22 protein-coding genes are annotated in these 23,504 nt (G+C 63.6%); 9 read left to right on the top strand and 13 right to left on the bottom strand.

Annotated elements, in window-relative coordinates; all coding sequences use genetic code 11:
* Positions 1-100 precede the first annotated feature (100 nt).
* Positions 101-568, top strand: coding sequence for an RNA methyltransferase (locus PVZ78_RS11305; RefSeq protein WP_007926908.1), 468 nt, complete (start codon positions 101-103; stop codon positions 566-568).
* An 88-nt stretch (positions 569-656) separates the two neighbouring features.
* Positions 657-1,028: a YgaP family membrane protein gene (locus PVZ78_RS11310; protein WP_009047570.1), complete on the top strand. Its 372-nt coding sequence runs from the start codon at positions 657-659 to the stop codon at positions 1,026-1,028.
* Between the two features lie 125 nt (positions 1,029-1,153).
* Here PVZ78_RS11310 and PVZ78_RS11315 read toward each other — a convergent pair whose 3' ends face one another.
* A complete protein-coding gene (locus PVZ78_RS11315) occupies positions 1,154-2,392 on the bottom strand; it encodes a hypothetical protein (RefSeq protein ID WP_009047569.1) in 1,239 nt (412 codons plus the stop codon).
* Positions 2,393-2,438: 46 nt separating this feature from the next.
* Complete coding sequence (locus PVZ78_RS11320; RefSeq protein ID WP_007926912.1) at positions 2,439-2,888, bottom strand: YcgN family cysteine cluster protein; 450 nt, start codon at positions 2,886-2,888, stop codon at positions 2,439-2,441.
* Positions 2,889-3,343: 455 nt separating this feature from the next.
* Between PVZ78_RS11320 and PVZ78_RS11325 the strand changes: the two genes are divergently transcribed.
* On the top strand, positions 3,344-3,937 hold the full coding sequence (locus PVZ78_RS11325) for a nitroreductase family protein (protein WP_009047568.1): 594 nt from the start codon (positions 3,344-3,346) through the stop codon (positions 3,935-3,937).
* Between the two features lie 160 nt (positions 3,938-4,097).
* Here PVZ78_RS11325 and PVZ78_RS11330 read toward each other — a convergent pair whose 3' ends face one another.
* The 5 genes from PVZ78_RS11330 to PVZ78_RS11350 form a co-directional block, all read right to left on the bottom strand.
* Positions 4,098-5,030, bottom strand: a complete 933-nt coding sequence (locus tag PVZ78_RS11330; RefSeq protein ID WP_009047567.1) for a D-2-hydroxyacid dehydrogenase — start codon at positions 5,028-5,030, stop codon at positions 4,098-4,100.
* 127 nt (positions 5,031-5,157) lie between these two features.
* A complete protein-coding gene (locus tag PVZ78_RS11335) occupies positions 5,158-5,451 on the bottom strand; it encodes a YcgL domain-containing protein (RefSeq protein WP_009047566.1) in 294 nt (97 codons plus the stop codon).
* Positions 5,448-6,581: a ribonuclease D gene (rnd, locus tag PVZ78_RS11340; protein WP_009047565.1), complete on the bottom strand. Its 1,134-nt coding sequence runs from the start codon at positions 6,579-6,581 to the stop codon at positions 5,448-5,450. Before rnd ends, PVZ78_RS11335 begins: the two co-directional genes overlap by 4 nt.
* 122 nt (positions 6,582-6,703) lie before the next feature.
* Positions 6,704-7,387, bottom strand: coding sequence for a class I SAM-dependent methyltransferase (locus PVZ78_RS11345; protein WP_009047564.1), 684 nt, complete (start codon positions 7,385-7,387; stop codon positions 6,704-6,706).
* A gap of 84 nt (positions 7,388-7,471) precedes the next feature.
* Positions 7,472-9,121 carry a phosphoethanolamine transferase gene (locus tag PVZ78_RS11350; RefSeq protein WP_009047563.1) on the bottom strand — a complete coding sequence of 550 codons (1,650 nt, stop codon included), beginning with the start codon at positions 9,119-9,121 and terminating at the stop codon, positions 7,472-7,474.
* A gap of 265 nt (positions 9,122-9,386) precedes the next feature.
* Between PVZ78_RS11350 and PVZ78_RS11355 the strand changes: the two genes are divergently transcribed.
* The gene (locus PVZ78_RS11355) at positions 9,387-10,169 is read left to right on the top strand and encodes a transporter substrate-binding domain-containing protein (RefSeq protein WP_009047562.1); all 783 of its coding nucleotides are present in this window, start codon (positions 9,387-9,389) and stop codon (positions 10,167-10,169) included.
* On the opposite strand, the gene cynR is transcribed toward PVZ78_RS11355, so the two are convergent.
* On the bottom strand, positions 10,142-11,032 hold the full coding sequence (gene cynR, locus PVZ78_RS11360; RefSeq protein ID WP_273828691.1) for a transcriptional regulator CynR: 891 nt from the start codon (positions 11,030-11,032) through the stop codon (positions 10,142-10,144). The genes PVZ78_RS11355 and cynR overlap by 28 nt on opposite strands.
* Before the next feature lie 111 nt (positions 11,033-11,143).
* On the opposite strand from cynR, the gene PVZ78_RS11365 reads away from it, so the two are divergent.
* From PVZ78_RS11365 to PVZ78_RS11385, 5 genes are all read left to right on the top strand, one after another.
* Positions 11,144-11,803: a carbonic anhydrase gene (locus PVZ78_RS11365; RefSeq protein WP_009047560.1), complete on the top strand. Its 660-nt coding sequence runs from the start codon at positions 11,144-11,146 to the stop codon at positions 11,801-11,803.
* A gap of 76 nt (positions 11,804-11,879) precedes the next feature.
* The gene (gene cynS / locus PVZ78_RS11370; protein WP_009042607.1) at positions 11,880-12,350 is read left to right on the top strand and encodes a cyanase; all 471 of its coding nucleotides are present in this window, start codon (positions 11,880-11,882) and stop codon (positions 12,348-12,350) included.
* 222 nt (positions 12,351-12,572) lie between these two features.
* On the top strand, positions 12,573-13,757 hold the full coding sequence (locus PVZ78_RS11375) for a cyanate transporter (RefSeq protein WP_273828692.1): 1,185 nt from the start codon (positions 12,573-12,575) through the stop codon (positions 13,755-13,757).
* 16 nt (positions 13,758-13,773) lie between these two features.
* The gene (locus PVZ78_RS11380) at positions 13,774-14,682 is read left to right on the top strand and encodes a DMT family transporter (RefSeq protein WP_273828693.1); all 909 of its coding nucleotides are present in this window, start codon (positions 13,774-13,776) and stop codon (positions 14,680-14,682) included.
* Positions 14,683-14,866: 184 nt separating this feature from the next.
* Positions 14,867-15,805, top strand: coding sequence for a LysR family transcriptional regulator (locus tag PVZ78_RS11385; protein WP_009047557.1), 939 nt, complete (start codon positions 14,867-14,869; stop codon positions 15,803-15,805).
* A gap of 24 nt (positions 15,806-15,829) precedes the next feature.
* Here PVZ78_RS11385 and PVZ78_RS11390 read toward each other — a convergent pair whose 3' ends face one another.
* The 5 genes from PVZ78_RS11390 to PVZ78_RS11410 form a co-directional block, all read right to left on the bottom strand.
* Entirely contained in the window at positions 15,830-16,192 is a 363-nt protein-coding gene (locus tag PVZ78_RS11390; RefSeq protein ID WP_124307862.1) for a 5-carboxymethyl-2-hydroxymuconate Delta-isomerase, read from the bottom strand.
* 94 nt (positions 16,193-16,286) lie between these two features.
* The gene (locus PVZ78_RS11395) at positions 16,287-17,216 is read right to left on the bottom strand and encodes a LysR substrate-binding domain-containing protein (protein WP_009047555.1); all 930 of its coding nucleotides are present in this window, start codon (positions 17,214-17,216) and stop codon (positions 16,287-16,289) included.
* Between the two features lie 94 nt (positions 17,217-17,310).
* Positions 17,311-18,483 (bottom strand): fimbrial protein, encoded by a 1,173-nt coding sequence (locus PVZ78_RS11400; protein WP_273828694.1) that lies wholly within the window; start codon positions 18,481-18,483, stop codon positions 17,311-17,313.
* 187 nt (positions 18,484-18,670) lie between these two features.
* Entirely contained in the window at positions 18,671-21,706 is a 3,036-nt protein-coding gene (locus PVZ78_RS11405; protein ID WP_273828695.1) for a two-partner secretion domain-containing protein, read from the bottom strand.
* A 74-nt stretch (positions 21,707-21,780) separates the two neighbouring features.
* A complete protein-coding gene (locus tag PVZ78_RS11410; RefSeq protein WP_273828696.1) occupies positions 21,781-23,493 on the bottom strand; it encodes a ShlB/FhaC/HecB family hemolysin secretion/activation protein in 1,713 nt (570 codons plus the stop codon).
* Positions 23,494-23,504 lie beyond the last annotated feature (11 nt).

Consider the following 23,504-nt stretch of genomic DNA (forward strand, 5'->3'; position numbering starts at 1 on the left):
ATCCTGCGGGTGCGCGGCTTGCCCGCGATGCATTTGCCGGATCCAACCGCCGGCCGACAATCCCCGTATAATCGCGATTTTTCTCGAAGGCACCCCGCTCGTGGCAAACAAAAGGTACAGCTGCATTGGTTTGTATAACCCCAAGTCACCGGAGAACGTCGGTTCGGTGATGCGCGCCGCCGGCTGCTATGGCGTCGCGTCGGTGTTCTACACCGGCAAGCGCTATGAACGGGCCCGCGACTTCGTCACCGACACCAAGAAAGTCCACCAGGACATCCCGCTGATCGGCATCGACGACCTGAAGAAGATCCTGCCCCTGGGTTGCGTGCCGGTGGCGGTGGAACTGGTGGAAGGTGCCCGCTCGCTGCCGGAGTACACCCATCCGGATCGCGCGCTGTACATCTTCGGCCCGGAAGACGGCTCCCTGGACAAGGACATCCGTGACTGGTGCGAAGACGTGGTCTACATCCCGACCACCGGTTGCATGAACCTCGCCGCCACCGTCAACGTGGTGCTCTACGACCGCCTGGCCAAGGGCAACAACACCCGCTCCGGTCCTAAGTTTTAAGCGCTGTTCCGAGTTCGCGGCACATTCGATGGAACAAGCGACGCGCCAGCGCAGTCAGCTTTATATCCATCCCCCCTGGAGACAGATCATGAGCGACAGCAAACAACTGGAACCCATCGCAACCACCCCTTTCCAGAGCCCGGCGGAGCAGAACGTACAAGGCTGGGAGCGCATCGGCTCGCTGGCCGGCGGCGTGGTGATGGTCGGCAAGGGCCTGCGCCGTGGCGGTGTGTTCGGCCTGATCCAGGTGGCCATCGGCGGGGTCGCCCTGGCCCGTGGCATCACCGGCCACAGCTCGGCGAAAAGCCTGCTGGAGAAAAGCCGCCAGGACATGCAGAACGTGCGGGCGAAGATCGAGCGCGCCGGCGCGGAGCTGAAAACCCTCAAGGCCAATGCCGAGGCGGCGAAGCGTACCGCGACAGGCAACGATTCGCTGAAATCGCCCAAGGCCGGGGTCTGATAGTCGGACGCGAAACTCGTGTTGAATGACAGGACGCTATCGCGAGCAAGCTTCGCTCCTACAAAAGCTGTGCTGCCCTGTAGGAGCGAAGCTTGCTCGCGATGACCGCAAAGCGGTCGATTCCACTAGCGCAACAAATCGCTGTCGAGCACCTTCGACGAGCCGTCCAGCACCGTCTCGCTGAGCTGGATAAACTCCTTGGTGCTGACACGCTCCAGATGCATCACCGCCCGAGTCACATCATCCAGCGAACGCTTGTTGCGGGTCTTCAGGCGGATCTCCCGATCCAGCTCCTGCAACAGCAGCACGGCCCTGGCCACCACCGACGCGTCCACCTGCTCGCCGCGCAGGCTGCCGACGCCATGGCCGCTCTTGGCCAGCCGAGTCTCCAGGGCCTGATAACGCTCGTCGCTCATGCCGCCGGCGCGGCGCATCAATTCGATGGCGTAGTACTCCGCCAGCCCTTCGCCGATCCAGTCGCTGCGCTCGCTATCGTTGATCCGGGCAAAGGCCTGGATCACCTCGCGCAACAGCGGGCTGGTGCCGCTCTCGCTGACCAGCGGCAGGCGGCTGTGCAAGAACAGCGAATCGTGTCCGGCCAGGCTGCCGCGCCACATCGGGTCGGCCGCGCCGACGATCAGCAACTTGCTTGGGTGGCGGGGAAAGGTCGCCTGGATCTGCGGCCAGACGAAGGTCAGCAGGGTCAGCACATCCATGCGTCGCATGCCCTGCCCTTGCGGCGAGGCCACCGTGACTTCGGTTTCCCCCAGCCGGGTACGGCGGCTGCCCAGGGCGCCGGCCAGCATCCAGCCGGTGGGCCGGTCGAACAGGCGCGCGGGGTTATCGATACGGAAACGGTTCTTGCCGATCCGCGGCCAGGCGGTCTCCACGCTTTTCCAGCCCGCGGGCAACTCGAACTCCAGGCGCGACACCAACTCGATGCCGTCCTGCTGGTCGAGCTTCGCCGCCGGCACCAGCGTGTCGCCACGCAACAAGGCCCAGTGCGGGGTCATGCGGCTGTCGAAGCTGTCTTTCTTCAGGCTGTGGCTGATCCGCACCCGGTAGCTGAGGCTGGCCTTGCCGCTGGCCGGGCGCCATATGCCACGCTGCAGCGCGGAAGGCTTGGCCGCGTCGGACTGCCATTGGCCATCGGCCTTGAAGTTGCTGTAATCGCCATGCTTGCCCAGGTTGAAATCCAGGCTGCGCACCGCCGCGCCGTCCGCCAGGGTCAGGCGCACCTCGGCCTGGTCGCTCTGCGGCAACAGACGCACGTGGTAATCCAGATCGACTTTTTTCGCCGCCCACCCCGGCGCACTGAGCACCAGCAGCCAGCCGGCCAGCGCCAGCCTTGCCCCCACAGCCATACACACTCCTTCGTGAAACAACCTTGAACGCGAGCGCGGCGTACCTTCAGCCGGCGCGGAAAATCAGGTGATCTTCCCAGTCCTCTTCGGCCACGCTGCCTTCGGCGAGCATGCGTCCGGATTGGGAAATACGCTCGTGGTGCACCGCATCGCGGTCACCGCACACCAGATGGTGCCAGAGCGGCAGGTCCTTGCCTTCGCTGACCAGGCGATAACCGCAGGTCGGCGGCAGCCATTTGAACTCATCGGCCTTGCCCGGGGTGAGCTGGATGCAATCCGGCACCGAGGCGCGGCGGTTGGCGTAGTCGCTGCACTGGCAGGTCTTCAGGTCCAGCAGTTTGCAGGCGATGCGGGTGTAGTAGACGCTGTTGTCTTCTTCATCCTCGAGCTTCTGCAGGCAGCACAGGCCACAACCATCGCACAACGACTCCCACTCCTCCTGATCGAGTTGTTCGAGGGTTTTACGGATCCAGAAGGGTTCAACTTTGGCGGCCATGGCTCAGGTAATCGGTATCGGACAAGGAAAAGGCCGCCAGTCTAGTGCCCAAGGCCGCGCGGGCCAAGCGCTGGCGACTGTCGGTAAGGCACTACTTGTCAGGCCGCATGCGGCGCAGTAGCTTTGCCTGTCGCAAAGCCCTATGTCCGCGTGCCAGGAGCTGAACGAAAAGTCGGCGAGCGAAGGTCAGGCAAGGCAAAAACAGGCGAGGAACGGCCGGGGTCGCGCCCGACTGTAGGGGCCTACATGAGCATTCCGAGCCTGTTTTTAACGCAGCATGACCTGCGTAGCGCCGAAGGCGCCCAGCGCGCAGCCACTTTTCGTTCAGCTCCTAACGCTCGACCGCGTCGCACCGGTGAACCGCCCAGGGCCAGGAAAAAACCCCATTGCTCAGTTCAACTGCGCTCGCCGGTTTATCCACATTTCATTCTCAAACGTAGCCAGGAATCTCTGTCATGAGTGCCAATCCCCGCGTTGCCGAGTACGCCATTCACCCACAGTTCACCGATCGCTGGTCGCCGCGCGCCTTCACCGGCGAGGCCATTCCCGAGGAAACCCTGCTGAGCTTCTTCGAAGCCGCACGCTGGGCGCCGTCGGCCTACAACTCGCAGCCGTGGCGCTTCCTGTATGCGCGACGCGATACGCCGAACTGGGAACGTTTCCTCGGCCTGCTCAACGAGTTCAACCGTGGCTGGGCGCAGCACGCCTCGGCGCTGGTGATCGTGATCTCGAAAACCACCTTCACCGCGCCCGGCGCCAGCGAAGAAACCCCGGCCCTGTGGCACACCTTCGACACCGGCTCGGCCTGGGGCCATCTGGCGCTGCAAGCCAGCATCAGCGGCTGGCACACCCATGGCATGGCCGGGTTCGACCAGGAGCTGACCCGCAAGGAGCTGAAGATTCCAGAAGGTTATGCCCTGCATGCCGCCGTGGCCGTCGGCAAGCTGGGTGACAAGGCGAGCCTCGCCGAATACCTGCAGGCCCGCGAAGAGCCAAGCCCGCGTCGCCCGCTGAGCGAAACCGCAGCCGAAGGCGACTTCAGCCTGTAAGCCTGCTGCAATCCCTGTAGCCGCTGCCGCAGGCTGCGATAAGGCCCGAAGGGCCTTCCGAGGCCCTCAAGAGCACGTCTCCTTCGGAGCCGATCGCAGCCTGTGGCAGCGGCTACAGGGTCCACGCAAAAGGCGGCATCAGCCCCCTCTGCGCAGCGCCTCAATACCCCCGCGCGAAATCCACTTCGCCACGCAACGCCACATTGGCCTGATAGGCCTGCAGGTTGTCGATGAATAGCTGCGCCATCAGGGTCGGCGAGGTCGGCGCCGAACTGTGGCCAGTCAGCAGCAGGCCCCAGGCAGTCCAGAACGGATGGCGCTGCGGCAACGGCTCCTGACGGCAGACATCGATGACCGCCCCCGCCAGATGCCCTTCCTTCAAGGCTTCCACCAGATCCGCATCGACCACCGCGACACCGCGACCGACGTTGATGAACAGGCCGGTCGGCTTGAACTGCTTGAACAGCGCCGCGTCGTACAGGTCATGGGTGTGCGGGGTGTTGGGCAGCAGGTTGATCACATAATCCACCTCGCCGACCAAACGTCCCAGGTCCGCCAAGGCCGCCACTTCGATAAACGGCGCCTGCTCCCGGGCTTCGCTGGCGATGCCGTACAGCTCGACGCCGAATGGCAGCAGGAACTGCGCCACGCTCTGGCCGATATCGCCCGCGCCGACGATCAGCACCTTGCGCCCCGCCAGGCTCTGGCCCGTGCGGTTATCCCACTTGCGCTCGACCTGGCTGACTAGGCGCGCGAGGACTTCGCGCTCGTGGCCGAGCATGTAGGTGAGCACGTATTCGGCCATGACCTGGCCGAAGATCCCCACGGCGCGGGTCAGCCGGTAATGACGCGGCAGGCCGTCGGCGAGCAGCGGCGTGATGCCGGCCCAGGTCGATTGCAGCCACTGCGGCTGGTGGCCCTGGCGCAACAAGGTGGCCAGCAGGTCCGGCTGGCCGAGCCAGACCGGACAGTCCGCGGCCAGCTTCGACAATTCGGCGGAATCGCCGCTGGTGAGCACTTCCAGGTCAGGTGCCAGCTGACGCAACAAACGGGCATAAATAGCGTGATCGTGTTCGGCAATCAGAACGCGCATGGTTCAAACCTTACAAAACGGTGCAGGCGGCCGCCGACGGAGTATCGCTCCATCGATCGCGACAGCCGCCAGATAGAGTCAGTTCCATTTTCAACGATGCCCTGGACAGGGCATCTACAGGTGTCCGTCAGACCGGATCATTACGGCGCAACAGCTCTTCGGGCAGGTGCTCGATGTACTCGTCCTCGGCCGGTGGCATCTGCAGGTGGTAACCCTGCTTCTCGAGGTTCTCCAGCACCTGGTGAATGTCCTCGCGCGACAGCTTGCGCTCCGGGCTCAGCACCAGGTCGAAGGCGTGCTGCGGCTTGCCGAACGCCAGCAGCAGGTTTTCCGGCACGCGCTCCAGGGCATCGCTCTTGAGCACGTAGAGGTACATCTCGTTCTTGCGCGGGCTTTTGTAGATCGAGCAGATACGTTTCATGGCTGTTCTCCGGCGGTGGCCAGACTGTCGAGCAGCGCCTGGCCCATCAATTCGCGGCGCCAGCCACGCAGCGAATCGGGCAATTGGTAGGGTCCGTTGGGGAAGCCGCTCTTGAGCAGGCTTTCCAGGGTTTTCTTGCGCAGCATCAGTTCCGGGGCGATGCCCAGGCGCTCGGCTTCGGCCTGGCCCACGGCGCGCAGGCGCTTGAGCAGAGGCGAGGCGTCCATCGGCAAGGGCTCGGGCACCACCGGCGGCCACTGGTCGGGGCTGACGCTGGCGGCACGCTTGATCAGGCCCAGCAGGAACTCGCCGTCCTGGCGCACGGTGCGCGGGTGCATGTCTTCGATTTTCGCCAGGGCGCCAAGGCTGTCCGGCTGGCTCTTGGCCAACGGCCACAGCGAGTGCTCGCGCACGATCCGGTTGCGCGGCAAGTCCCGCGCCCGCGCCTCGCGCTCGCGCCAGGCGCAGAGTTCACGCAGGACTGCCAGCTGCGCGCGGGACAGTTTCCAGGCCAGCTTGGCCTCGCGGTAGACCTCGTAGGGGTCGACTTCGCGGCGCAGGTTGGCCACCAGCTCGGCGCCGTCTTCCAGCACCCAGTTGTATTTGTCCTCGGACAGTTTCGGCCGCAGCTGAGTGAAAACCTCGGCCAGGTGCACGGCGTCTTCGGCGGCGTAGCTGACCTGGGTTTCCGAGAGCGGACGCTGCAGCCAGTCGGAACGAGTCTCGCCCTTGGGCAACTCGATGCCCAGCACTTCCTGGACCAGCCGCGAGTAACCCATGGAGAACCCCAGGTTCAGGTAGGCGGCCGCCAGTTGCGTGTCGAACAACGGCGCCGGCAGGCTGCCGGTCAGGCGCAGCAGGACTTCGAGGTCCTCGCTGCAGGCGTGCACCACCTTGACCACCGCGCTGTTCTCCAGCAAGGCCGCCAGCGGCTGCCAGTCGTCGATGGTCAAGGGGTCGATGAGGTAAGCACGCTGGCCATCGCCAACCTGCAACAGGCCGGCGATCGGATAAAAGGTGTCGACCCGCATGAATTCGGTGTCGAGGGCGACGAATGGCAGCTTCTGCCACTCGGTGCAGAATTGACCGAGGCTATCGTTGTCGCGAATCCAGTGAATATCGATGGCCACACGGCTCTCCCTTGAAGAATGGCGCGCAGTATATATCGCCCTCGGCGATTTCTGAGCATTCACTCGACAAGAGCCTGCGCGAAATCGGCACCCGGCCACAAGAATAATCCGCCCGCCGTCGGCTAACCCTGTTTGCGCAGTACGTAAACCCGCCAGGCGGCACAGCCGGGAATGAAATCCTGGTGGCTGAGCACTTCGAATCCCGCGTCCTTGAACTCGGCCTCGACCCGCGCCCGGCTGGTCTGCCCCCATGGTTCAGGCTGCAGTTGCCGGGTGTGGTCGCCCAGCAGCCGGTCCTGCAGCCCCTTGAGACGACTGTCGATGCGCACCGCGAGGATCACCGAGTCGCGGCTGACCCGATGAAACTCGCCCAGCAACGCCAGGCGCGCCTCGCTGCTGGCAATATGCGGAAACAGTTGCAGGCAGACGATGCAATCCACCGCGTTGGCCGACAGGCCGATGCTGAACGACGAACTCTGGAAAGTCCTGACCCGCCTGAGCAGGCCGGCCGGGTGGTGGGTCTGGGCGTGGTTGAGCATGTCCTGGGACGGGTCCGCCGCCAGGATCACCCGATTACCGTGTTCGCCCAGCACCGGCCAGAAGCGCCCCGCGCCACAGGCCAGGTCGAGAATCAGCCCGGGCTCGCCCGCCACCTTCAGCGCGTGGCGGACCAGCCATTCGTCGCGCCACAGCGACAGGCGCCGCCCCAGCCCGAGCGGACGTTCGTCGCCACAGACGCGCGCATGCGCCTGGTCATAGCGCCTGGCGAACTCGAGCTCGAGGGGGGATGGAGGGTGCGCGGACATGAATCTGCTGGCTCTTGTAGGTCTTGGATGAAAAACAGGTTACCGCCCCGATCGTGAAAAAAAGGTCGAACGCCGATCAAGGCTTCATTGCCGCGCCAGCACGCCATCGACCACGCTGCCCCGGCAGCCGGCGAACAGGTCCAGGTCGGGCTGGTAAACCTGGCTGTCGACCTCCAGCAGGCCAAGCATCGAGTGGAACAGGTTGTCCTGGCTCAGCGGTTTTTCCCGGCTCAGTTGCAGGCAATGGGTGTCCACCGAGAACGCCTTCTGATAGCTGTCCGAGAACCAGGCCAGCATCGCCACGTGTTTTTGCTGCGACGGCGCAAGCATGTAGGGCGTGCCATGCAGGAACAGGTTGTATTCGCCCAGTGACTCGCCGTGGTCCGACAGGTAGAGCATGGCGGTATCGACCTTGTCCTGGTTGCTGCGCAGCAGGTCGATCAGGGTCGCCAGCACGTGGTCGGTGTACAGCAACGTATTGTCGTAGCCGTTGACGATGCTCTCGCGGCTGCAATTATTCAGGGCATTGCTCTGGCACACCGGGGTGAAGCGCTCGTATTCCTTGGGGTAGCGCTTGAAGTATTCCGGCCCGTGGCTACCCATCTGGTGCAGGACCAGCACGGTGTCCTTGTCCAGGCTATCGATGAAATGCTGCAGGCCCTGGAGCAGGATCTCGTCGCGGCATTCGCTGTTGGCACAGAGCACCGGGTCCTTGAGGTTGCTGACATCGTCCAGGGTCACCCGGTCGCAGGTGCCCTTGCAGCCGGACTGGTTGTCCCGCCAGATCACCTCGAGCCCGGCACGCTTGAGCACGTCCAGCAGCCCTTCTTCGTTCTTCGCCTTGCTGGCGTCGTAGTTCTTGCGCCCCATGTTGGAGAACATGCAGGGCACCGAGACCGCAGTCTCGGTGCCACAGGACGACACGTCGGTGAAAGCGATCAGGCCGTTTTCCTGGCTGAGTTTCGGCGTGGTATCGCGCTCGTAGCCCAGCACGCCGAAGTTCTCGGCCCGGGCACTCTCGCCGACCACCAGCACCGTCAGCGACTTGCGCGCGTGGTTTTGCCAGGTCGGATTGCGCTGGGCATCTTCACCGATCTTGACGAAGGGCTGGCGCGCCGAGACCACTTGCTCACGCAGGTAACCGAAGGAAGCGCCCACGTAGTTGCTCGGCACGATCATCAGGCGCAATTCATGGTGATTGCGAAACAGCGAGGCCAGCCCCTGATAGTTGGCCAGGGCGACCCCGCCAATGGCCGCCGCGCAAATAAAGGAAACCAGCAACTTGCTGAATAACTCGCGGTGCCAGCGTCGATAATTAATCGGGGTTTTCCACAATAACCAGGAAGGCAATACGCCCAGCAACAGTATATAAACAAGCAACTTCAGCGAGAGTAAGTCACGCACTTCCGTTGCATTGGTTTCGGCAAAGTTGCGAAACATTCCGGCATCTATCAGCACTCCGTACTGGTTCATGAAATAAGCTACGCCGGCACTGACCATAAACAACAGAACCAGCACCGGCTTAAGTACTCGGCGAAACGCCAGCCAGGTCAGAATGAGGTTGAAGGCGCAGAAGATCATCACCCCGAAGGCCACGCGCATGGCGATACCACGGGCGTCCGAGGCGGTAATGCTAAACAGGTGCTGCCAGAGCACAAAGTTGCAGCCCAGTAATAAAAAGGCGCAGGCAATCAGCGTCACCCATTCAGGACGCAGGGGTTTGATGTTTAGCATGATGATCGGCGTGTTCCTTGAAAGAAGTGCGTCGTCAACATGCCCGTTATTCAATGACTGCCCACGACAGCACGAACTTTAGGTAGCCGACCATCAACGTTTCGTGAAAAAGAAGCCAACAAATAGTTGGCATGGCCCTTTGCCAAAACTTTTTCGGCGAAAACAATCCGCAACGCCCTGGCAAGCGATGCGCCTTGCCCCGTTCGAGCCCGGCGCAAATAATGAGCCGCCCTCGGCCACTCCCTCGTCATCAAGGATCGACCGCATGAAAGCACGCCTCCTGCTCTGCTCGCTGCTGACCCTCAGCGCCCCGGCATTTGCCGCACCCAACGCCTCGCACCTGGACCAGGTCATCGAACGTGGCCACCTGAACGTCTGCACCACCGGCGACTACAAGCCCTACACCTACCTGCGCGCGGACGGTGCCTACGAAGGCATCGATATCTCGATGGCGCAGTCCCTGGCGCAAAGCCTGGGAGTCGAGGTGAAGTGGGTGAAGACCACCTGGAAAACCCTGATGCCGGACTTCCTGGCAAACCAGTGCGACATCGCCGTGGGCGGTATTTCCGTGTCCCTGGAGCGGCAGAAGAAAGCCTTCTTCAGCGACACCCTGGGCGTCGACGGGAAGATCCCCCTGGTGCGTTGCGCCGACAAGCAGCGCTACCAGACCGTCGAGCAGATCAACCAGCCTTCGGTGCGCCTGATCGAGCCACCGGGCGGCACCAACGAAGTCTTCGCCCGGGCCCACCTGCCCAAGGCCAGCCTGACCCTGTTTCCTGACAACGTGACCATCTTCGAGCAACTGCTGGAAAACAAGGCCGACGTGATGATCACCGACGCTTCCGAAGCGCGCTTCCAGCAGAAGCTCAAGCCGGGGTTGTGCGCGGTGAACCCCGAGCGGTACCTGCAATACAGTGAAAAAGCCTTCCTCCTGCCACGGGACGACGTCGCCTGGAAAAGCTACGTCGACCAGTGGCTGCACCTGAGCAAGGCCACCGGCTTCTACACCGGCGTGGTCAATCAGTGGCTGGCGGCGCCCACGCCCTGAGTCGTCAGCAGCTCGCGAAAAGCCTGGCACGCGGCGCTGCGATAGGCGCCCTTGCGCCCCAGCAACGCCACGCTGCGGGGCGCCAGGGCCGGTTGCAGGAGCACCGGGCGCAGGCCCGGCTGTTCCTGGGTGATGGCCAGCGGCAGGATGGTCGCCAGTTGCCCGCGGCGGACGATCTCGACAATGGCGCCGATGGAGTTGGCTTCGATGGCGATGCGCGGCGTGATCCCCTGCTCGCGGCAATAACGATCGATATGCTGGCGGGTGGCGAAATCACCGCTGAGCAACACCAGCGGCTGCCGCTCCAGCTCGGCCGCCGTCAGCTGGCGTGGTAGCTCGGGCTGTTGCTCGCAGCTCACCATCAGGCTCAGGCTCTCCTCGAACAGCAACTGGCTGTCGATGTCCGGCAGGTGCTGCCCGGCAAAGGCGATGCCCAGGTCCAGGCGGTCTTCGGCCAGGGCCGCTTCCAGCCGGTCCTGGGTCATTTCTTCGAGGCTCAGGGCGATTCCCGGATAACGCTGGTTGAAACGGGTCAGCAGCGGCCCCGCCAGGTAAGTGATGAAAGTCGGGGTCATGCCCAGGCGCAACGATCCGCGCTGCAGATCCTGCACGTCATGCATCGCTCGCTTGGCCGCCTCCAGCTCCTGCAGGGCCCGCCGCGCATAACGCATATAGGCCTCGCCGGCGTCGGTCAGGCGCACGGTGCGCCCCGAACGATCGAACAGCGGCGCGCCGAGGCTGTCCTCCAGCTGCTTGATCTGTTGCGACAGCGTCGGCTGCGACACGTGCAAGGCTTCGGCGGCGCGGGTGAAGTTGCAGTGCTCGGCGACGGCCAGCAGGTAACGGATATGGCGTAGCAGCATGCTGGACTCCAAACTATAGGCAGTACTTATGGAGAGCATAACAAGCTGGTCTTGGACGCTATAGCTGAAATTTTCCATCCTTGCGCCATCAGCGATGCAAGGAGAACCACCATGCAGCACATCATCGACGGCTTCCTCAAGTTCCAGCGCGAAGCCTTTCCCAAACGCAGCGAGCTGTTCAAACAACTGGCCACCACCCAGAACCCGGGCACCCTGTTCGTCACCTGCTCCGACAGCCGGGTGGTGCCGGAACTGCTGACCCAGCAGGAACCGGGCGATCTGTTCGTGATTCGCAACGCCGGCAATATCGTGCCCTCCTACGGGCCGGAACCCGGCGGCGTGTCGGCCACCGTGGAATACGCAGTGGCCGTGCTCGGGGTCAGCGACATCGTGATCTGCGGGCATTCGGACTGCGGCGCCATGACCGCCATTTCCACCTGCAAATGCCTGGACCACCTGCCCGCCGTGGCCAGCTGGCTGCGCCATGCCGAGTCGGCCAAGGTGGTCAATGCCGCCCGCAGCCATGCCTCGGACGAAGCACGCCTGGATGCCCTGGTGCGGGAAAACGTGATCGCCCAGTTGGCTAACCTGAAGACGCATCCGGCGGTTGCCCTGGCCCTGGAACAGGGCCGGCTGAACCTGCACGGCTGGGTCTACGACATCGCCAGCGGCGACATTGCCGCGCTGGATGGCCCGAGCCAGGGCTTCGTGTCCCTGGCCGAACACCCCGACACCTGCGCCTTGGTCGGCAAACCGCGACACGCGGCTTGAGTGCTGCCTTTCTTAACAGCTTCTGTTCAACAACTCGTTCAACAACCGCTTCACCATCCCCAAAGAGGAACTCCACATGCTGCAATCCCAATTCGCCCAAGCCCCACGCCTGGCCCTGGCCGACACCATCATCGATGCCAAGGCGCGCAAGAACCTGTCGTGGCAACAGCTCACCGACGGCACCGGCCTGAGCCTGGCCTTCGTCACCGCTGCCCTGCTCGGCCAGCACGCCTTGCCGGCCGCGGCCGCCGACCTGGTCTGCAGCAAACTCGACCTGGACCAGGACGCCAGCCGCCTGCTGCAAAGCATCCCGTCGCGCGGCAGCATCCCCGGCGGCATCCCCACCGACCCGACCGTGTACCGCTTCTATGAAATGCTCCAGGTCTATGGTTCGACCCTCAAGGCACTGGTCCACGAGCAGTTCGGCGACGGCATCATCAGCGCCATCAACTTCAAGCTCGATATCAAGAAAGTCGAAGACCCGGAAGGCGGTTCCCGCGCGGTGATCACCCTGGATGGCAAGTACCTGCCGACCAAGCCGTTCTGATCCCCGCCCCTGTAGGAGCGAGCTTGCTCGCGATAGCTGCGCAGCAGCGGTGTATCCGACGCTGCGCGTTATCGTTGCGGATTGATCGCGAGCACGCTCGCTCCTACAGGGATATGCATCCACGGCAGTATTTAGTTTTTAAATACTGTCGCTGACTTTCTGATTTGCCGGCCTTGCGCCGGCCATCGCCTAATCAGCGCCTGAATTGTTCAAGGCCTGGTTATGGAAAACGTTCGTGCAACAACCCGTCCCGCCTTCTGGCTGATGCTCAGCGTGATTCTGGTGGCCTTGAACCTGCGGCCATCGATGGCCGCTGTCGGCCCCCTGCTGTCCGGCATCCGTGGCGATATCGCCCTGAGCTTCAGCGGCGCCGCGCTGCTGACCATGCTGTCGGTCATGGCCATGGGCCTGGCGATGTTCTTCGGCGTGCGCATCGGCCAGCGCCTGGGCGAGCACCGCAGCGTGGTGGTTTCGCTGCTGGTCATTGGCCTGGCCACCCTGTCGCGGTTGTTCCTCGATTCGGCCGCCGAGCTGATCCTCAGCGCCGTGCTCGCCGGCCTCGGCATCGCCCTGATCCAGGCGCTGATGCCGGCGCTGATCAAGTCGCGCTTTCCCGACAATGTCTCGCTGTTCATGGGCCTGTACGTCACCTCGATCATGGGCGGTGCGGCGGTCGCGGCGTCCTTCGCCCCGCTGGTGATGAGCCGCACCGGCAGCTGGCGGCTGGGCCTGGCGATCTGGTCGGCGCTGGCGGTCCTGGCGCTGCTGTTCTGGTACGCGCAACGGGCGGCCATGCCGAAACTGCCGGGCGCCGCGACCCGCCACGAAGCCTTCGCCAGCAACCGCCGAGCCTGGCTGCTGGCAATCTTCTTCGGCCTGGGCACGGCGTCCTACACCTGTGTCCTGGCGTGGCTGGCCCCCTACTACGTGGAACAAGGCTGGAGCGAACAGAACGCCGGCCTGCTGCTGGGTTTTCTCACCGCCATGGAAGTGGTCTCGGGCCTGGTGACGCCGGCCATCGCCAATCGCAGCCAGGACCGCCGCCTGGTGTTGGTGGCGCTGCTGATGCTGATCATCGCCGGCTTCTGCGGGCTGATTCTCAGCCCGCAGCACCTGAGCCTGCTCTGGCCGTGCCTGCTCGGCCTGGGTATCGGCGGCTTGTTTCCCATGAGCCTGATCGTGTCCCTCGACCACCTGGACAATCCGCGCCGCGCCGGTGGCCTGACCGCCTTCGTGCAGGGCATCGGCTACCTGATCGCCGGCCTGTCGCCGCTGCTCGCCGGGATCATCCGCGACCGCCTGGGCAGTTTCGAATGGGCCTGGTGGTCGCTGACCGCGATCATGGCGCTGATGATCCTGATGGTCCTGCGCTTCGATCCGCGGCACTACCACCGCCACTTCCAATGACCCGGGACACGCTCCGATGAAACCCGCCAGCTTCCTCAACGCCCATCTCGGCATGCTGCTGTGGGCGGTGCTGATCGCCGCCTCGTTCTTCGCCGCGGCCCAGGTCAGCCAGGCCGTCGACCCGATGTTGCTGACGGGCCTGCGCCTGCTGCTGTCGGCCCTGATGTTCGTGCCGTCGCTGTGGCTCAACGGCGCGTTCCGGATCACCCGCGCCGGGTTGCGGGCGCATGCGCTGCTGGGCCTGTTGCTGGCGATCTACTTCGCCTCGCTGTTCGAAGCGCTGCGGCATACCTCGGCGGTCAACACCGGCATCCTGTTTGCCCTGGTGCCGCTGCTGACCCTGCTGTTCGAGGGCATCCTGCTGAGCGGCGACCCTGCGAAAAACCGCCTGTTGCCGATGCTGCTGGCGGCCGCCGGGGCCATGCTGCTGACCTTCAAGGGCGGCGCCGAGGGCATGCCGTCGCTCTACGCGGTCGGCGTCTATGGGGTCGGCTGCCTGGCCATGGCCGGTTATTCGCCACTGAGCCAACGGCTGAAAGCCACCAGCCTGAAAGATCGCAGCCCGGCCGCCATGACCTTCTGGAACATGCTGTTCGGCGCGCTGTTCCTGTTCGCCTTCTGCCTGCCCGGTGGCGCCTGGCGCAGCGCCGTCCTGCTCACTCTCGACGACGGCCTGTGGCTGCTGTACCTGGCTTTGTTCGCCACCCTGGCGACCTTCTGGTTGCTGCACCGGGCCATCGGGGTGATCGCGCCGGCCACGGTGATTTCCTACATTTACCTGAGCACCCTGTTCATCACCCTCTTCCATTGGTTCGGGCTGGGCCGGCAACCCTTGCCGAGCGAGCTGCTCGGCGCGCTGCTGGTGGGCCTGGGCATGTTCGCGCTGATCCTCGGCAGCCGCCGGCCGGCACCGGCGCTCGGCTGAACGCACAAAGCACAGGGACAAGCCGCTACGCGCTGCGCCACACTGCGCAGGTCGTGTTCTCGGAATTAATTGTCCCCTTGCTGTCCATGAAACCCCGGGGCAAGGATTCAATTAGGACGATCGTTCCGTTAGCATCAGGCGAGTTTGCGCACGACCGCGCGAGGTGCTTAACGAGACGGAACTGATGCTGAACAGTAACTTGCTTAGAAAGCTCGATATGCAGGACCTGATGGTGTTCGTCGCCGTGTACGAGCAAAGCAGCGTGACCGGGGTCTCGGAAACCCTGTGCGTGAGTCAGTCGACCGTCAGTTACTGCCTGAAAAAACTGCGCACCGGCTTCGAGGACGAGCTGTTCATCAACACCCGCACCGGCATGCGTCCGACCTACAAAGCCACCACCATGTACAGCCACGTGCTGAAGATTCTCGAGAGCATCAACCTGTGCCACTCCGGGGTCCAGGCTTTCGACCCGACCCGCCAGGCCGTCACCTTCAACATCTGCGCGCCGGAATATTTCGAACTGCTGATCCTGCCCCGCCTGCTCAAGGGCTTCGACTTCGCCGACCTGCCGGTGTCGGTCAATGTGCACAAGCTGGAAACCGACATCCCCGCCGATGAACTGCGCGACGGCAGCCTGGACCTGGTGATCTGCTTCGGCCCGAACTTTCACCACAACCACCCCGACCTCAAGTCGCAGGTGCTGCTCGAGGATGACCTGGTGTGTGTCTTCGACAAGCGCGCGACGCCGCCGCTGGAGCCGCGTTTCAGCCTGCAGTCGTTCGTCGAGCGCCGGCATGTCTACCCCACGCCCTGGACCTCGACCACCAACATGGTCGACGGCTGGCTGGCCCGCCAGGCCCACCGGCGGCAGATCGTCGCGCGCTCCAACAGCTACAGCGCGGCGCTGAAGATGATCACCGGCACCGACTTCATCCTGACTCTGCCGCGGCGCATCCAGGCGCTGCTGACCAACGACGCGGTGTTCAGCCATTGCGAAGCGCCCAACGGCCTGCCGGGCTTTACCCTGGACATGCAATGGAGCGCGCACACCGACCAGGACAGCGCCAACACCTGGTTCCGCGAGCAGGTGGTCAAGGTCTGCGCGCAGCAGGGCCTATTGTAGGTTCAGGCCCTGCCGCATTCCGGCTCAGTGACCGATGCTGAGCTTGCCGTAGGAGTCGCGGTCGATATCGAGGATCTCCACCGCCAGTTGCAACTCGACGCCGGCCGGCCACTCGCAGAGTTCCTGCAGCACCGTCAGCAGGCTTTGCGAAAGCTGCTTCTTGATCTGTGGCGAACGCCCGCTGAGCAACGACAGCTTCACATGCACGAACCCCCGCTCGCCGAGGCCGGTGCCGACGCGAAACGTCTCGACCTTGTGCGCGCGGCTCTTGATGTCGTATTCAGCGAACTGCCCGGACGCCACCAACGCGTGGTTGAACCGCAGCAGGGCCTTGTCGGCATCCAGTTGCGGCAGGTTGGCGGTGTATTCCATATACAGATGAGGCATGGCAGAGCTCCCTGAAAGGTGGCGTGAAAAAGGCGCTCCATACTACACGCCCCGCGACGGCCTGCCTGAAATCATCGACCCAGGGATAGGAAGCTCAACGGGCCTTGAGCGGCGCCTGGTCGCGGTCGCTCATGAACGCCTCCAGCCGCGAACGCAACCAGCGCTCGGCCGGGTCGGTATCGACATGGCTGAGCCAGACCATGGACAGGTCCAGGGTCGGGGTCTTGAACGGGAACGGCTCCTGGAACAATTGCCCCGACGCCGCCATGGCCGCCGCCGCGTAGTCCGGCAGGCTGGCGATCATGTCGGTCCCCGCCAGCAACGCCGGCAGCGCACTGTATTGCGGCACCGACAACACCACCTGGCGCTGCCGGCCGATCTCGGCCAGCCACTCATCGGCAAAACCGCTGACATTGGCTGTGTGCGACACCAGCACGTGCGGGCGGGAACAGTATTCGTCGAGGGTCAGCGGCGTGTCGCTGGCATCGGCGCGCAGCACGCTGGGCTGGATATGCCGCAGCAGCTTGCGCTTGGCGTTGGCCGGCAGCCCACGGGTCTGGCTGATGCCCACGGTGATGTCGCCGGCGGCCAGCAGGTCCGGGATCCGCCAGTAGTCCGCGTGCTGCACCACGAACACCACCTTCGGCGCTTCCTGGCGCAAGGCCCGCAACAGCGGCGGCAACAGGCCGAACTCGACGTCGTCGGACAGGCCGATGCGAAAGGTCATGGTGCTGCTGGCGGGATCGAAATCATGGGTCAGGCTCAAGGCCGAGGACAAGGCATCCAGCGCCGGCGACAGGTGCTGGATCAGCTCCTCGGCGCGGGCGGTCGGCTCCATCCGGTGGCCCACACGAATGAACAGCGGATCGTTGAAGATCGCGCGCAAGCGATTGAGCGCCGAGCTGATGGTCGGCTGGCCGAGAAACAGCTTCTCCGCCGCCCGGGTCACATTGCGCTCGAGCATCAGGGTTTCGAACACCACCATCAGGTTGATATCGGCCTTGCGCAGTTCGTTGCGATTCATCCGTGTGCTCCATCCCCAGGTCGGAGCCCAGTGTAGAAAGGCCCCGCAACGGCGTCCATCGTCATCGAAGGGCCTTCATTCAAGCCTGAATGACTCAGGGGAAGGTAAAGGTGAACTCCGCCGCGCCATTGGCATCGCCGACCTTGACTTCGGCATCGCTGCCGGTGCGGATGTAGCCGGCCCGCAACGGGATGATCGCGCTGTCGCCCACCCGTTGCATGTCGTAGAGGGTGCCGTCGTACTTGATCCGCTGCTGGTTCAGGTCGTTGATCATGATGATGCCGAAGCCCTTGGCGCTGTTGGCCGAAGCCGTCAGGTTGAGCACCGACGGGTCGGTGTGACCGGGCACTTTGTCGGTGAAGGCGATCTGCGGCCTGGCATTCAAGGCGCACTGGCTCAGCTCGATGCGAAACGGCACCGGCGACGAGGTGGAGCCCACCTTGGGAAAATCGGCCAGGGAGAAACGCCCGAGCTTCACCGGGATGGTCTTGTACGACTCCACCTCGCATTTGTTGGGAATAATGGGCCCGGGCCCGCCACCCATATTGATGATGGCGGGCCCCATCAACGGGTAGGGTTTGCGGCAAATGCCGATGGGTATGTTGTCGCTCGGAATATCGACCTGCCCCCCCAGGCTGGCCACATCCTTGAGCAAGTCGACCGCATACAGCATCAGCCCCGAACTGCCGGCAACCCGATTGATCACCAACTCGCCGCTGGGCAACTGGCTGGGGGGCACCGTGAGGATCAGCGATTGCAGGTAGTTGGTCACCATCAGCGAGCGCTGGTTCTGGCCAGCGCCGGGGTCAAACAGAACCAGGTTCTTTTCCAGCGCGACGGGTTTGGGAGTCTGGGTAACGTCCCTGAGCACACCGTCCGAGGAGTTCACCGCAATCTTGAAACCGATGCCGCTGACATTGGTTGGCGCGATGGCATCGGGCAATGGCGTGCCCGCGGTCCAGTACCCGGCGGAAACCAGCTCATGAGCCTTGTTGCCCGTAACCCCGCCATACCTGTAGTTGGTGATCAGCGCCACCGGCCGTTGCCACAGGACCGAACCTACCGGCGTGGTGCTGGTCAATGGCGTCACTTCTACCCAGGGCCGGCCGGCGCCGTTACTGAACGTGCAGTCGATTGCCTGGCTGTTGGTCATGGCGGCCTGTGCCGTCGCACCGATCAAGCCCGGGAGCAAGCAGGCCAATACCTGGACGGTGCGATAAAGCCGGCGCCTGTGGCAGCCAGGCCTGAATGCCAATGGGTGGGTCATGGGGGCCATTCTCCATGTGCTGCTTGAGCACGGCCGAGTTGATCGACCGGGCTTCGTTTAGGTGGACGATCCGCGTCGCGGTTCATCCTGAAAGAGGGAATGAATCCATAAAAACCGATACGCCATGCCGCGGCATGGCGTATCGAGCCCCCCGCGATACCTGGGTATCAGCGGGTGGTGCCGAGGGTTACTGGATGACCCCGGCGTTGAGGCCGGCAAGCGGCACCTGGGCCGCCTCGCCCAATGCCGAGTTGTATTTCATCTCGCCATAGTTGACGCCGACCAGGCCACCGTAAGTCTGGTAACTCGGGTAACTGGCGTTGATCTTGCCGCTGGCCACCGATTGACGAACGCTGCCCATGTTCAACCCCACCAGGCCACCCATACTCGTGTAGTAACCGCCACTGACCGGGCCCAGGGCCAGGGAGTTGAGGATCTGACCGTGGTTCTGCCCCACCAGCCCACCGATGACGCTGCGCTGGTCGCCATAGACAGCGCCCTTGGCCGTAGCGGTTTCGATAACGGAGCCCAGGGTGCGACCGTTGGTGCCCACCAGGCCACCCACGAAGCTGTTGGTACCACCCCGGACTTCGCCACTGGCTTCGACCGAACTCAGGTCGCCGTCGTTGTTGCCAATCAGTCCGCCGACATGGCTGTTGCTGCCTGCCATGACCTTGCCACGGGCCACGGCATGGCTGACAGAACCGCCGTAGTTGCTGCCGATCAGCCCACCGGTATTGCTGTTGGCGCCCGCGGTGACATTGGTCAGGACCTCGGCGGTGTCGATTGTGCCGTAGAAGTTCTGGCCGACCAGGCCACCCACATGGGTGCCCGAGGTGTCGTAGACCGTACCGCTGGTCCTAACGTCATTCAGCGTGCTGTTCAGGTTGTAACCGATCAGCCCGCCTGCCGATGCACTGCCGTATCCGTTGACCGTGCCGCTGAAGCTGGACTCCCTGACCGCACTGTTGGTGTTGAACCCGATCAGGCCACCAATATTGCTGGCGCTGTTACCCTGCACCGCTGCCGAGGAGCTGGACCGCTCGACCCTACCCGCCTGGTTGTAACCGATCAGCCCGCCCATATTCGTGCCCGCATAATTGCACCAGTAGTTGCCAACTGAACCGCTGCTGGAAGAGTCAGCGATGTCACCGCCCCTGTTGCTCCCGACCAGGCCGCCCGCGCCCCCTGCAAAACCGCGCGCCAGATAACCGCCAACGGCGACGTCCGCCACGCTGTTGGTAATACGCGCGGAGCCCGCCCCACCCTTAACGTTTTCACCGACCAGGCCACCCACCGATGTGCTGTAGCCGTTGCCGTTCACGTAGGAGTTGACCGCCACCGAAGCGCGATCGATGGCACCGCCCGCATTGAGCCCGACCAGCCCCCCCACGACGTTGGTGTTCGAGGCGTTGGCGTTGACGCGCAAGCCAGTGGCGCTGACGTTGGTCAGAGTGCCGGTGTTTCTCCCCACCAGGCCGCCGATATAGCTGAAACCCGTTCCAGAAGTGTTGCCATTCACCGTCATGTTGGCCAGCTTCAGGTTACTGATACTGCCCGAGTTGCCGGCGAACAGGCCAACCATAGGCCCGGCATTGGTCACGGTGAAACCGCTGATGGTATTGCCCAGGCCATCGAAGGCGCCGGAGAAAGCGCTATTGCCGCCAATGGACGTGAAGGCGCCGTAGCCCTTGAGGTCGGTCCCCAGGACATACAGGCCATTGAGGTTGTTATTGACCGCCTGCAACTGAGCAGTGTTTTGAATGACATCGTAGAGCGCGCCGTTCGAATCGAACGAAACCCCGGTACCGGACAGGGTGACCTTCGCGTTCTGCCCCAGGGCATAGCCGTCGCCATGGTTCAGCCCGAGGCTGCTATTGGCGCCAGTGAGGGTCACGTTGCCGTTGAGCCGGATGGCTTTCTCAGCATTCATCTCGACCCGGGCCTTGATACCGGTGCTGGCCAGCCCGCCATTGACCTCGATATCGCGCTTGGAAGACAGCTTCAGCTGATTGCCACTGTTCCAGGTAACGGGACCGCCCACCACCACATCGCCGACACTACTGGCCAGTTCGATATGGGTGGTCGCCAGGTTGTTCGACAAGGTATCGGCGTAGGCCGTGTCGCTGCCCGATGCCGCTGTCGGATTGACCTTGACCTCACGCGAGGTGATCTTCCAGCTGCCGGTCTGGCCGTTGCTGGCCAGGGTATTGACCCGGGTCGCCAGTTGCACCTCGGTGTTCGCGCCTTTGGTCTCGATCACACCGCCGTTGCCTACGGTACCGATGGCGCTGGCGGTCATCGCCCCGCCCACCAGTACCTTGCCCATGTCGCCGCCATCGAGGGTGATCCTGCCGGCCGTGCCACGCAGGGTATTGGCCTCGATGGTGCCCTGGTTGTTGACCACGGTCTGCAACATGGTGCCGGCGCTCTTGGCGGTCATCAGCACCTGGCCGCCATCGGCCTTGAGCAGACCGCCGTTTTTCACCAGGGCATCCACTGCGGCACCGTCGACTTGCAGGTTGAGCAGGTTGTTGCCGTCGAAGTTCACGGTGAACTTGTCCCCCGCGCCCAGCGCGATCCGGCCCATTTGCGCCTGGATCACCCCATCGTTGCGCACGTTGGTCCCCAGCAACGCCACGTTGCCGCCCTGGTCGGCAATGATCTCGCCGTTGTTGATGATCTCCGCTGGCGAGTTGCCCGAAAACTTGTAGTTGCCAGCGTTGAAGTCGGCGTCGCTAATGCTCCGGGTCGAAGCTACCAGCCCCCCCACATTGACCTGGGCGCCCTGGCCGAACATCACGCCATTGGGGTTGACCAGAAACACCTGGCCGTTGGCATCGATCTGGCCCTGGATATCACTGGCGTTGATACCGACGACGCGGTTCAGTGCAACCGAGCTTTTAGTGGGCTGGTGGAAGGAAACCTTCTCACCCTTTTTGACGCTGAAGTCATTCCAGTTGGTGATCAGCTTGTCACTTTTCTGGTTGATCGACATTTCCTTGCCATCGTTGAAGGTCAGGATATTGGCTTCCCCGGAGACATGGGTATTTCCCGTCGGCAGGGCGAATGCCGACGACATGGCGCCCACTCCCAGCAGGCTGACGGCCGCCACGACCATGCCCTTGCGCGCGCCTGACTTGCGCCGGCGCCGCGCGCCCTCATGAGCCACATTCCAGCATGCCAGGGCCTGGTTCCAAACCAGTGCATACATTTTGTTCACGGTAACGCCCTCTTCACTAAAGAACGCTCTGCAAACCATTTGCAGAGCGACACCACTCCTGCTACGAGCAGGTACTAGAAATATTGCGTCGCGTTCATCCAGACCCGGGGGCGGCGCTCCGGCTTTTCCTGGGTCTTGCCGTCGTCATGCAACGGCCAGGCGAGCGTCAGGTTGACTTGCTGCGAAGGCCCCACCCAGTTGGCGCCGATACCGGTCGCGGTGATCCGGCGGGTGTTGTTCTCGGAGGTCCAGGGTTGGCGGTTGACCTTGACCGTGCCATTGTCGGCGAAGGCGCTGAGCTGCCAGCGCGGCGCCAGGGCATAGCGCAGTTCGGCGCTGGCCTGCCAACCCTGGTCGCCGCTGCCAGCGCCCAATGAATAGCCGCGCACACCGTAGGGACCGCCAAGGCCGAGCTTTTCCGAGCTGTCCAGGTTGCTGTTGGCCCATTGCGCACTCAACCGGGTATAGAGCTGGAAGCGATCGCTCAGGCGTTGCAGGCGCGCGGCGTTGAGATTGAGCTTGGCGAACTCGCCCGAGGTGCCCGCGGTGCGGCCATCGCGGACCTCTTCCGCGCGGTCGCCGAAACGCAACCGGCCGCTGCCGTAGGACAGATCGAAGAAGTTCTGGCCCCCCCGGAAAAAACGGTCCTGGCTGTTGCCGTTGAGGCTCAGGGTCCACAGGTCGATCCGTTTGCGGCTGCTCTCTTCGTAAAAGTCGATATCGTCGCGCAGCCGTTTGTCTTCGTATTGCAGTTGCGCAGTGAGGTCGAAGGTGCGGCTGCGCACCAGCGGCTGGGCGACGAAGAGGCTGCGAAAGCTGGCAACGCCGTGGTAATCGAGGACTTCAAAGTCCCTGCCCACGCGGTAGCTCATTTCCGAATACGCCCCCCCGATGCGGGTCGACCAGGGGCCGACCGGCAACTGGTAGGCCGCGCGGTAATAACGCTGCGACTCGTCGCTGCGCATGGCGCGCAGGCTGAGCTGGTCGCCGAGGCGCAAGGGGTTGTTGAGGTTGAGGCTGCCGCCCAGACGGTATTCGCCGGTGTAATAACCGCCGAAGTTGTCCGCCTCCAGGGTGCCGTTCAACAGTGGCCCGGACTCGGTATCGACCACCAGGTCGGTGGTCCCGTATTCCTGGCCAGGACGCAGGGTACCTCGGGCCTGGACCCCGGGCAGGTCGCTCAACAGCAAGAGACTGCGTTCCAGGTCCGCGTCGTATACCGCCTCGCCGCTGTTCAGCGACGACAGCGGCGCCCGCACCACCTGATCCAGGGCGCGCGAACGGTTCTGCACTTCGATGCGCCCGTAACGCCCCTCGACCACCGCGATCCGCACCAGGCCGTATTCAATGTCCTGGGGTGGCAGGAAAGCGCGGGCCAATACATAACCCTGCTTCTGGTAGTAGTCGGTAATCCGCTGCGCAGCCCCACGCAAACCGGCCAGGTCCAACTCCTTGTCGTGCAGGTCGGCCAGCAGCGCCTGCAAGCGCTCTGTGCTGAAAACCTGATTGCCCTCGATTGCAAACGTCTCGACCTGCACCCGGATCCCGGAAGTGTCCGGGGCTGCCGGAGCGGCGGGTGTCTCGGCCTTGGGCAGGTCCAGCTCCAGTTCCGAAGGAGCAGGCTGCGCCGGCTGGACCGACTCGATGTCACGCATCGCCTGGCCGGCGTTGGGCACCTGCACCGTCTTGGCGGCAGTGGGCACCTGCGCCGCCTGGGCGACATTGGGCAACGCCAGCGGCAGCATGGCTGCCAGGGCAAAACCGACGCCACGCCCCGGCAGGCGCATGCCCGCTGCTC

The sequence above is a fragment of the Pseudomonas sp. SBT1-2 genome, assembly GCF_028640875.1.
Classification (GTDB): Bacteria; Pseudomonadota; Gammaproteobacteria; order Pseudomonadales; family Pseudomonadaceae; genus Aquipseudomonas; species Aquipseudomonas chlororaphis_I.

Excerpts from the sequence above, each read along its gene's own strand:
- PVZ78_RS11310 (WP_009047570.1), top strand. The coding sequence starts at position 657 with ATGAGCGACAGCAAACAACTGGAACCCATCGCAACCACCCCTTTCCAG.
- PVZ78_RS11315 (WP_009047569.1), bottom strand. The coding sequence starts at position 2,392 with ATGGCTGTGGGGGCAAGGCTGGCGCTGGCCGGCTGGCTGCTGGTGCTC.
- PVZ78_RS11320 (WP_007926912.1), bottom strand. The coding sequence starts at position 2,888 with ATGGCCGCCAAAGTTGAACCCTTCTGGATCCGTAAAACCCTCGAACAA.
- PVZ78_RS11325 (WP_009047568.1), top strand. The coding sequence starts at position 3,344 with ATGAGTGCCAATCCCCGCGTTGCCGAGTACGCCATTCACCCACAGTTC.
- PVZ78_RS11330 (WP_009047567.1), bottom strand. The coding sequence starts at position 5,030 with ATGCGCGTTCTGATTGCCGAACACGATCACGCTATTTATGCCCGTTTG.
- PVZ78_RS11335 (WP_009047566.1), bottom strand. The coding sequence starts at position 5,451 with ATGAAACGTATCTGCTCGATCTACAAAAGCCCGCGCAAGAACGAGATG.
- PVZ78_RS11345 (WP_009047564.1), bottom strand. The coding sequence starts at position 7,387 with ATGTCCGCGCACCCTCCATCCCCCCTCGAGCTCGAGTTCGCCAGGCGC.
- PVZ78_RS11350 (WP_009047563.1), bottom strand. The coding sequence starts at position 9,121 with ATGCTAAACATCAAACCCCTGCGTCCTGAATGGGTGACGCTGATTGCC.
- PVZ78_RS11355 (WP_009047562.1), top strand. The coding sequence starts at position 9,387 with ATGAAAGCACGCCTCCTGCTCTGCTCGCTGCTGACCCTCAGCGCCCCG.
- cynR (WP_273828691.1), bottom strand. The coding sequence starts at position 11,032 with ATGCTGCTACGCCATATCCGTTACCTGCTGGCCGTCGCCGAGCACTGC.
- PVZ78_RS11365 (WP_009047560.1), top strand. The coding sequence starts at position 11,144 with ATGCAGCACATCATCGACGGCTTCCTCAAGTTCCAGCGCGAAGCCTTT.
- cynS (WP_009042607.1), top strand. The coding sequence starts at position 11,880 with ATGCTGCAATCCCAATTCGCCCAAGCCCCACGCCTGGCCCTGGCCGAC.
- PVZ78_RS11375 (WP_273828692.1), top strand. The coding sequence starts at position 12,573 with ATGGAAAACGTTCGTGCAACAACCCGTCCCGCCTTCTGGCTGATGCTC.
- PVZ78_RS11380 (WP_273828693.1), top strand. The coding sequence starts at position 13,774 with ATGAAACCCGCCAGCTTCCTCAACGCCCATCTCGGCATGCTGCTGTGG.
- PVZ78_RS11385 (WP_009047557.1), top strand. The coding sequence starts at position 14,867 with ATGCTGAACAGTAACTTGCTTAGAAAGCTCGATATGCAGGACCTGATG.
- PVZ78_RS11390 (WP_124307862.1), bottom strand. The coding sequence starts at position 16,192 with ATGCCTCATCTGTATATGGAATACACCGCCAACCTGCCGCAACTGGAT.
- PVZ78_RS11395 (WP_009047555.1), bottom strand. The coding sequence starts at position 17,216 with ATGAATCGCAACGAACTGCGCAAGGCCGATATCAACCTGATGGTGGTG.
- PVZ78_RS11400 (WP_273828694.1), bottom strand. The coding sequence starts at position 18,483 with ATGACCCACCCATTGGCATTCAGGCCTGGCTGCCACAGGCGCCGGCTT.
- PVZ78_RS11410 (WP_273828696.1), bottom strand. The coding sequence starts at position 23,493 with ATGCGCCTGCCGGGGCGTGGCGTCGGTTTTGCCCTGGCAGCCATGCTG.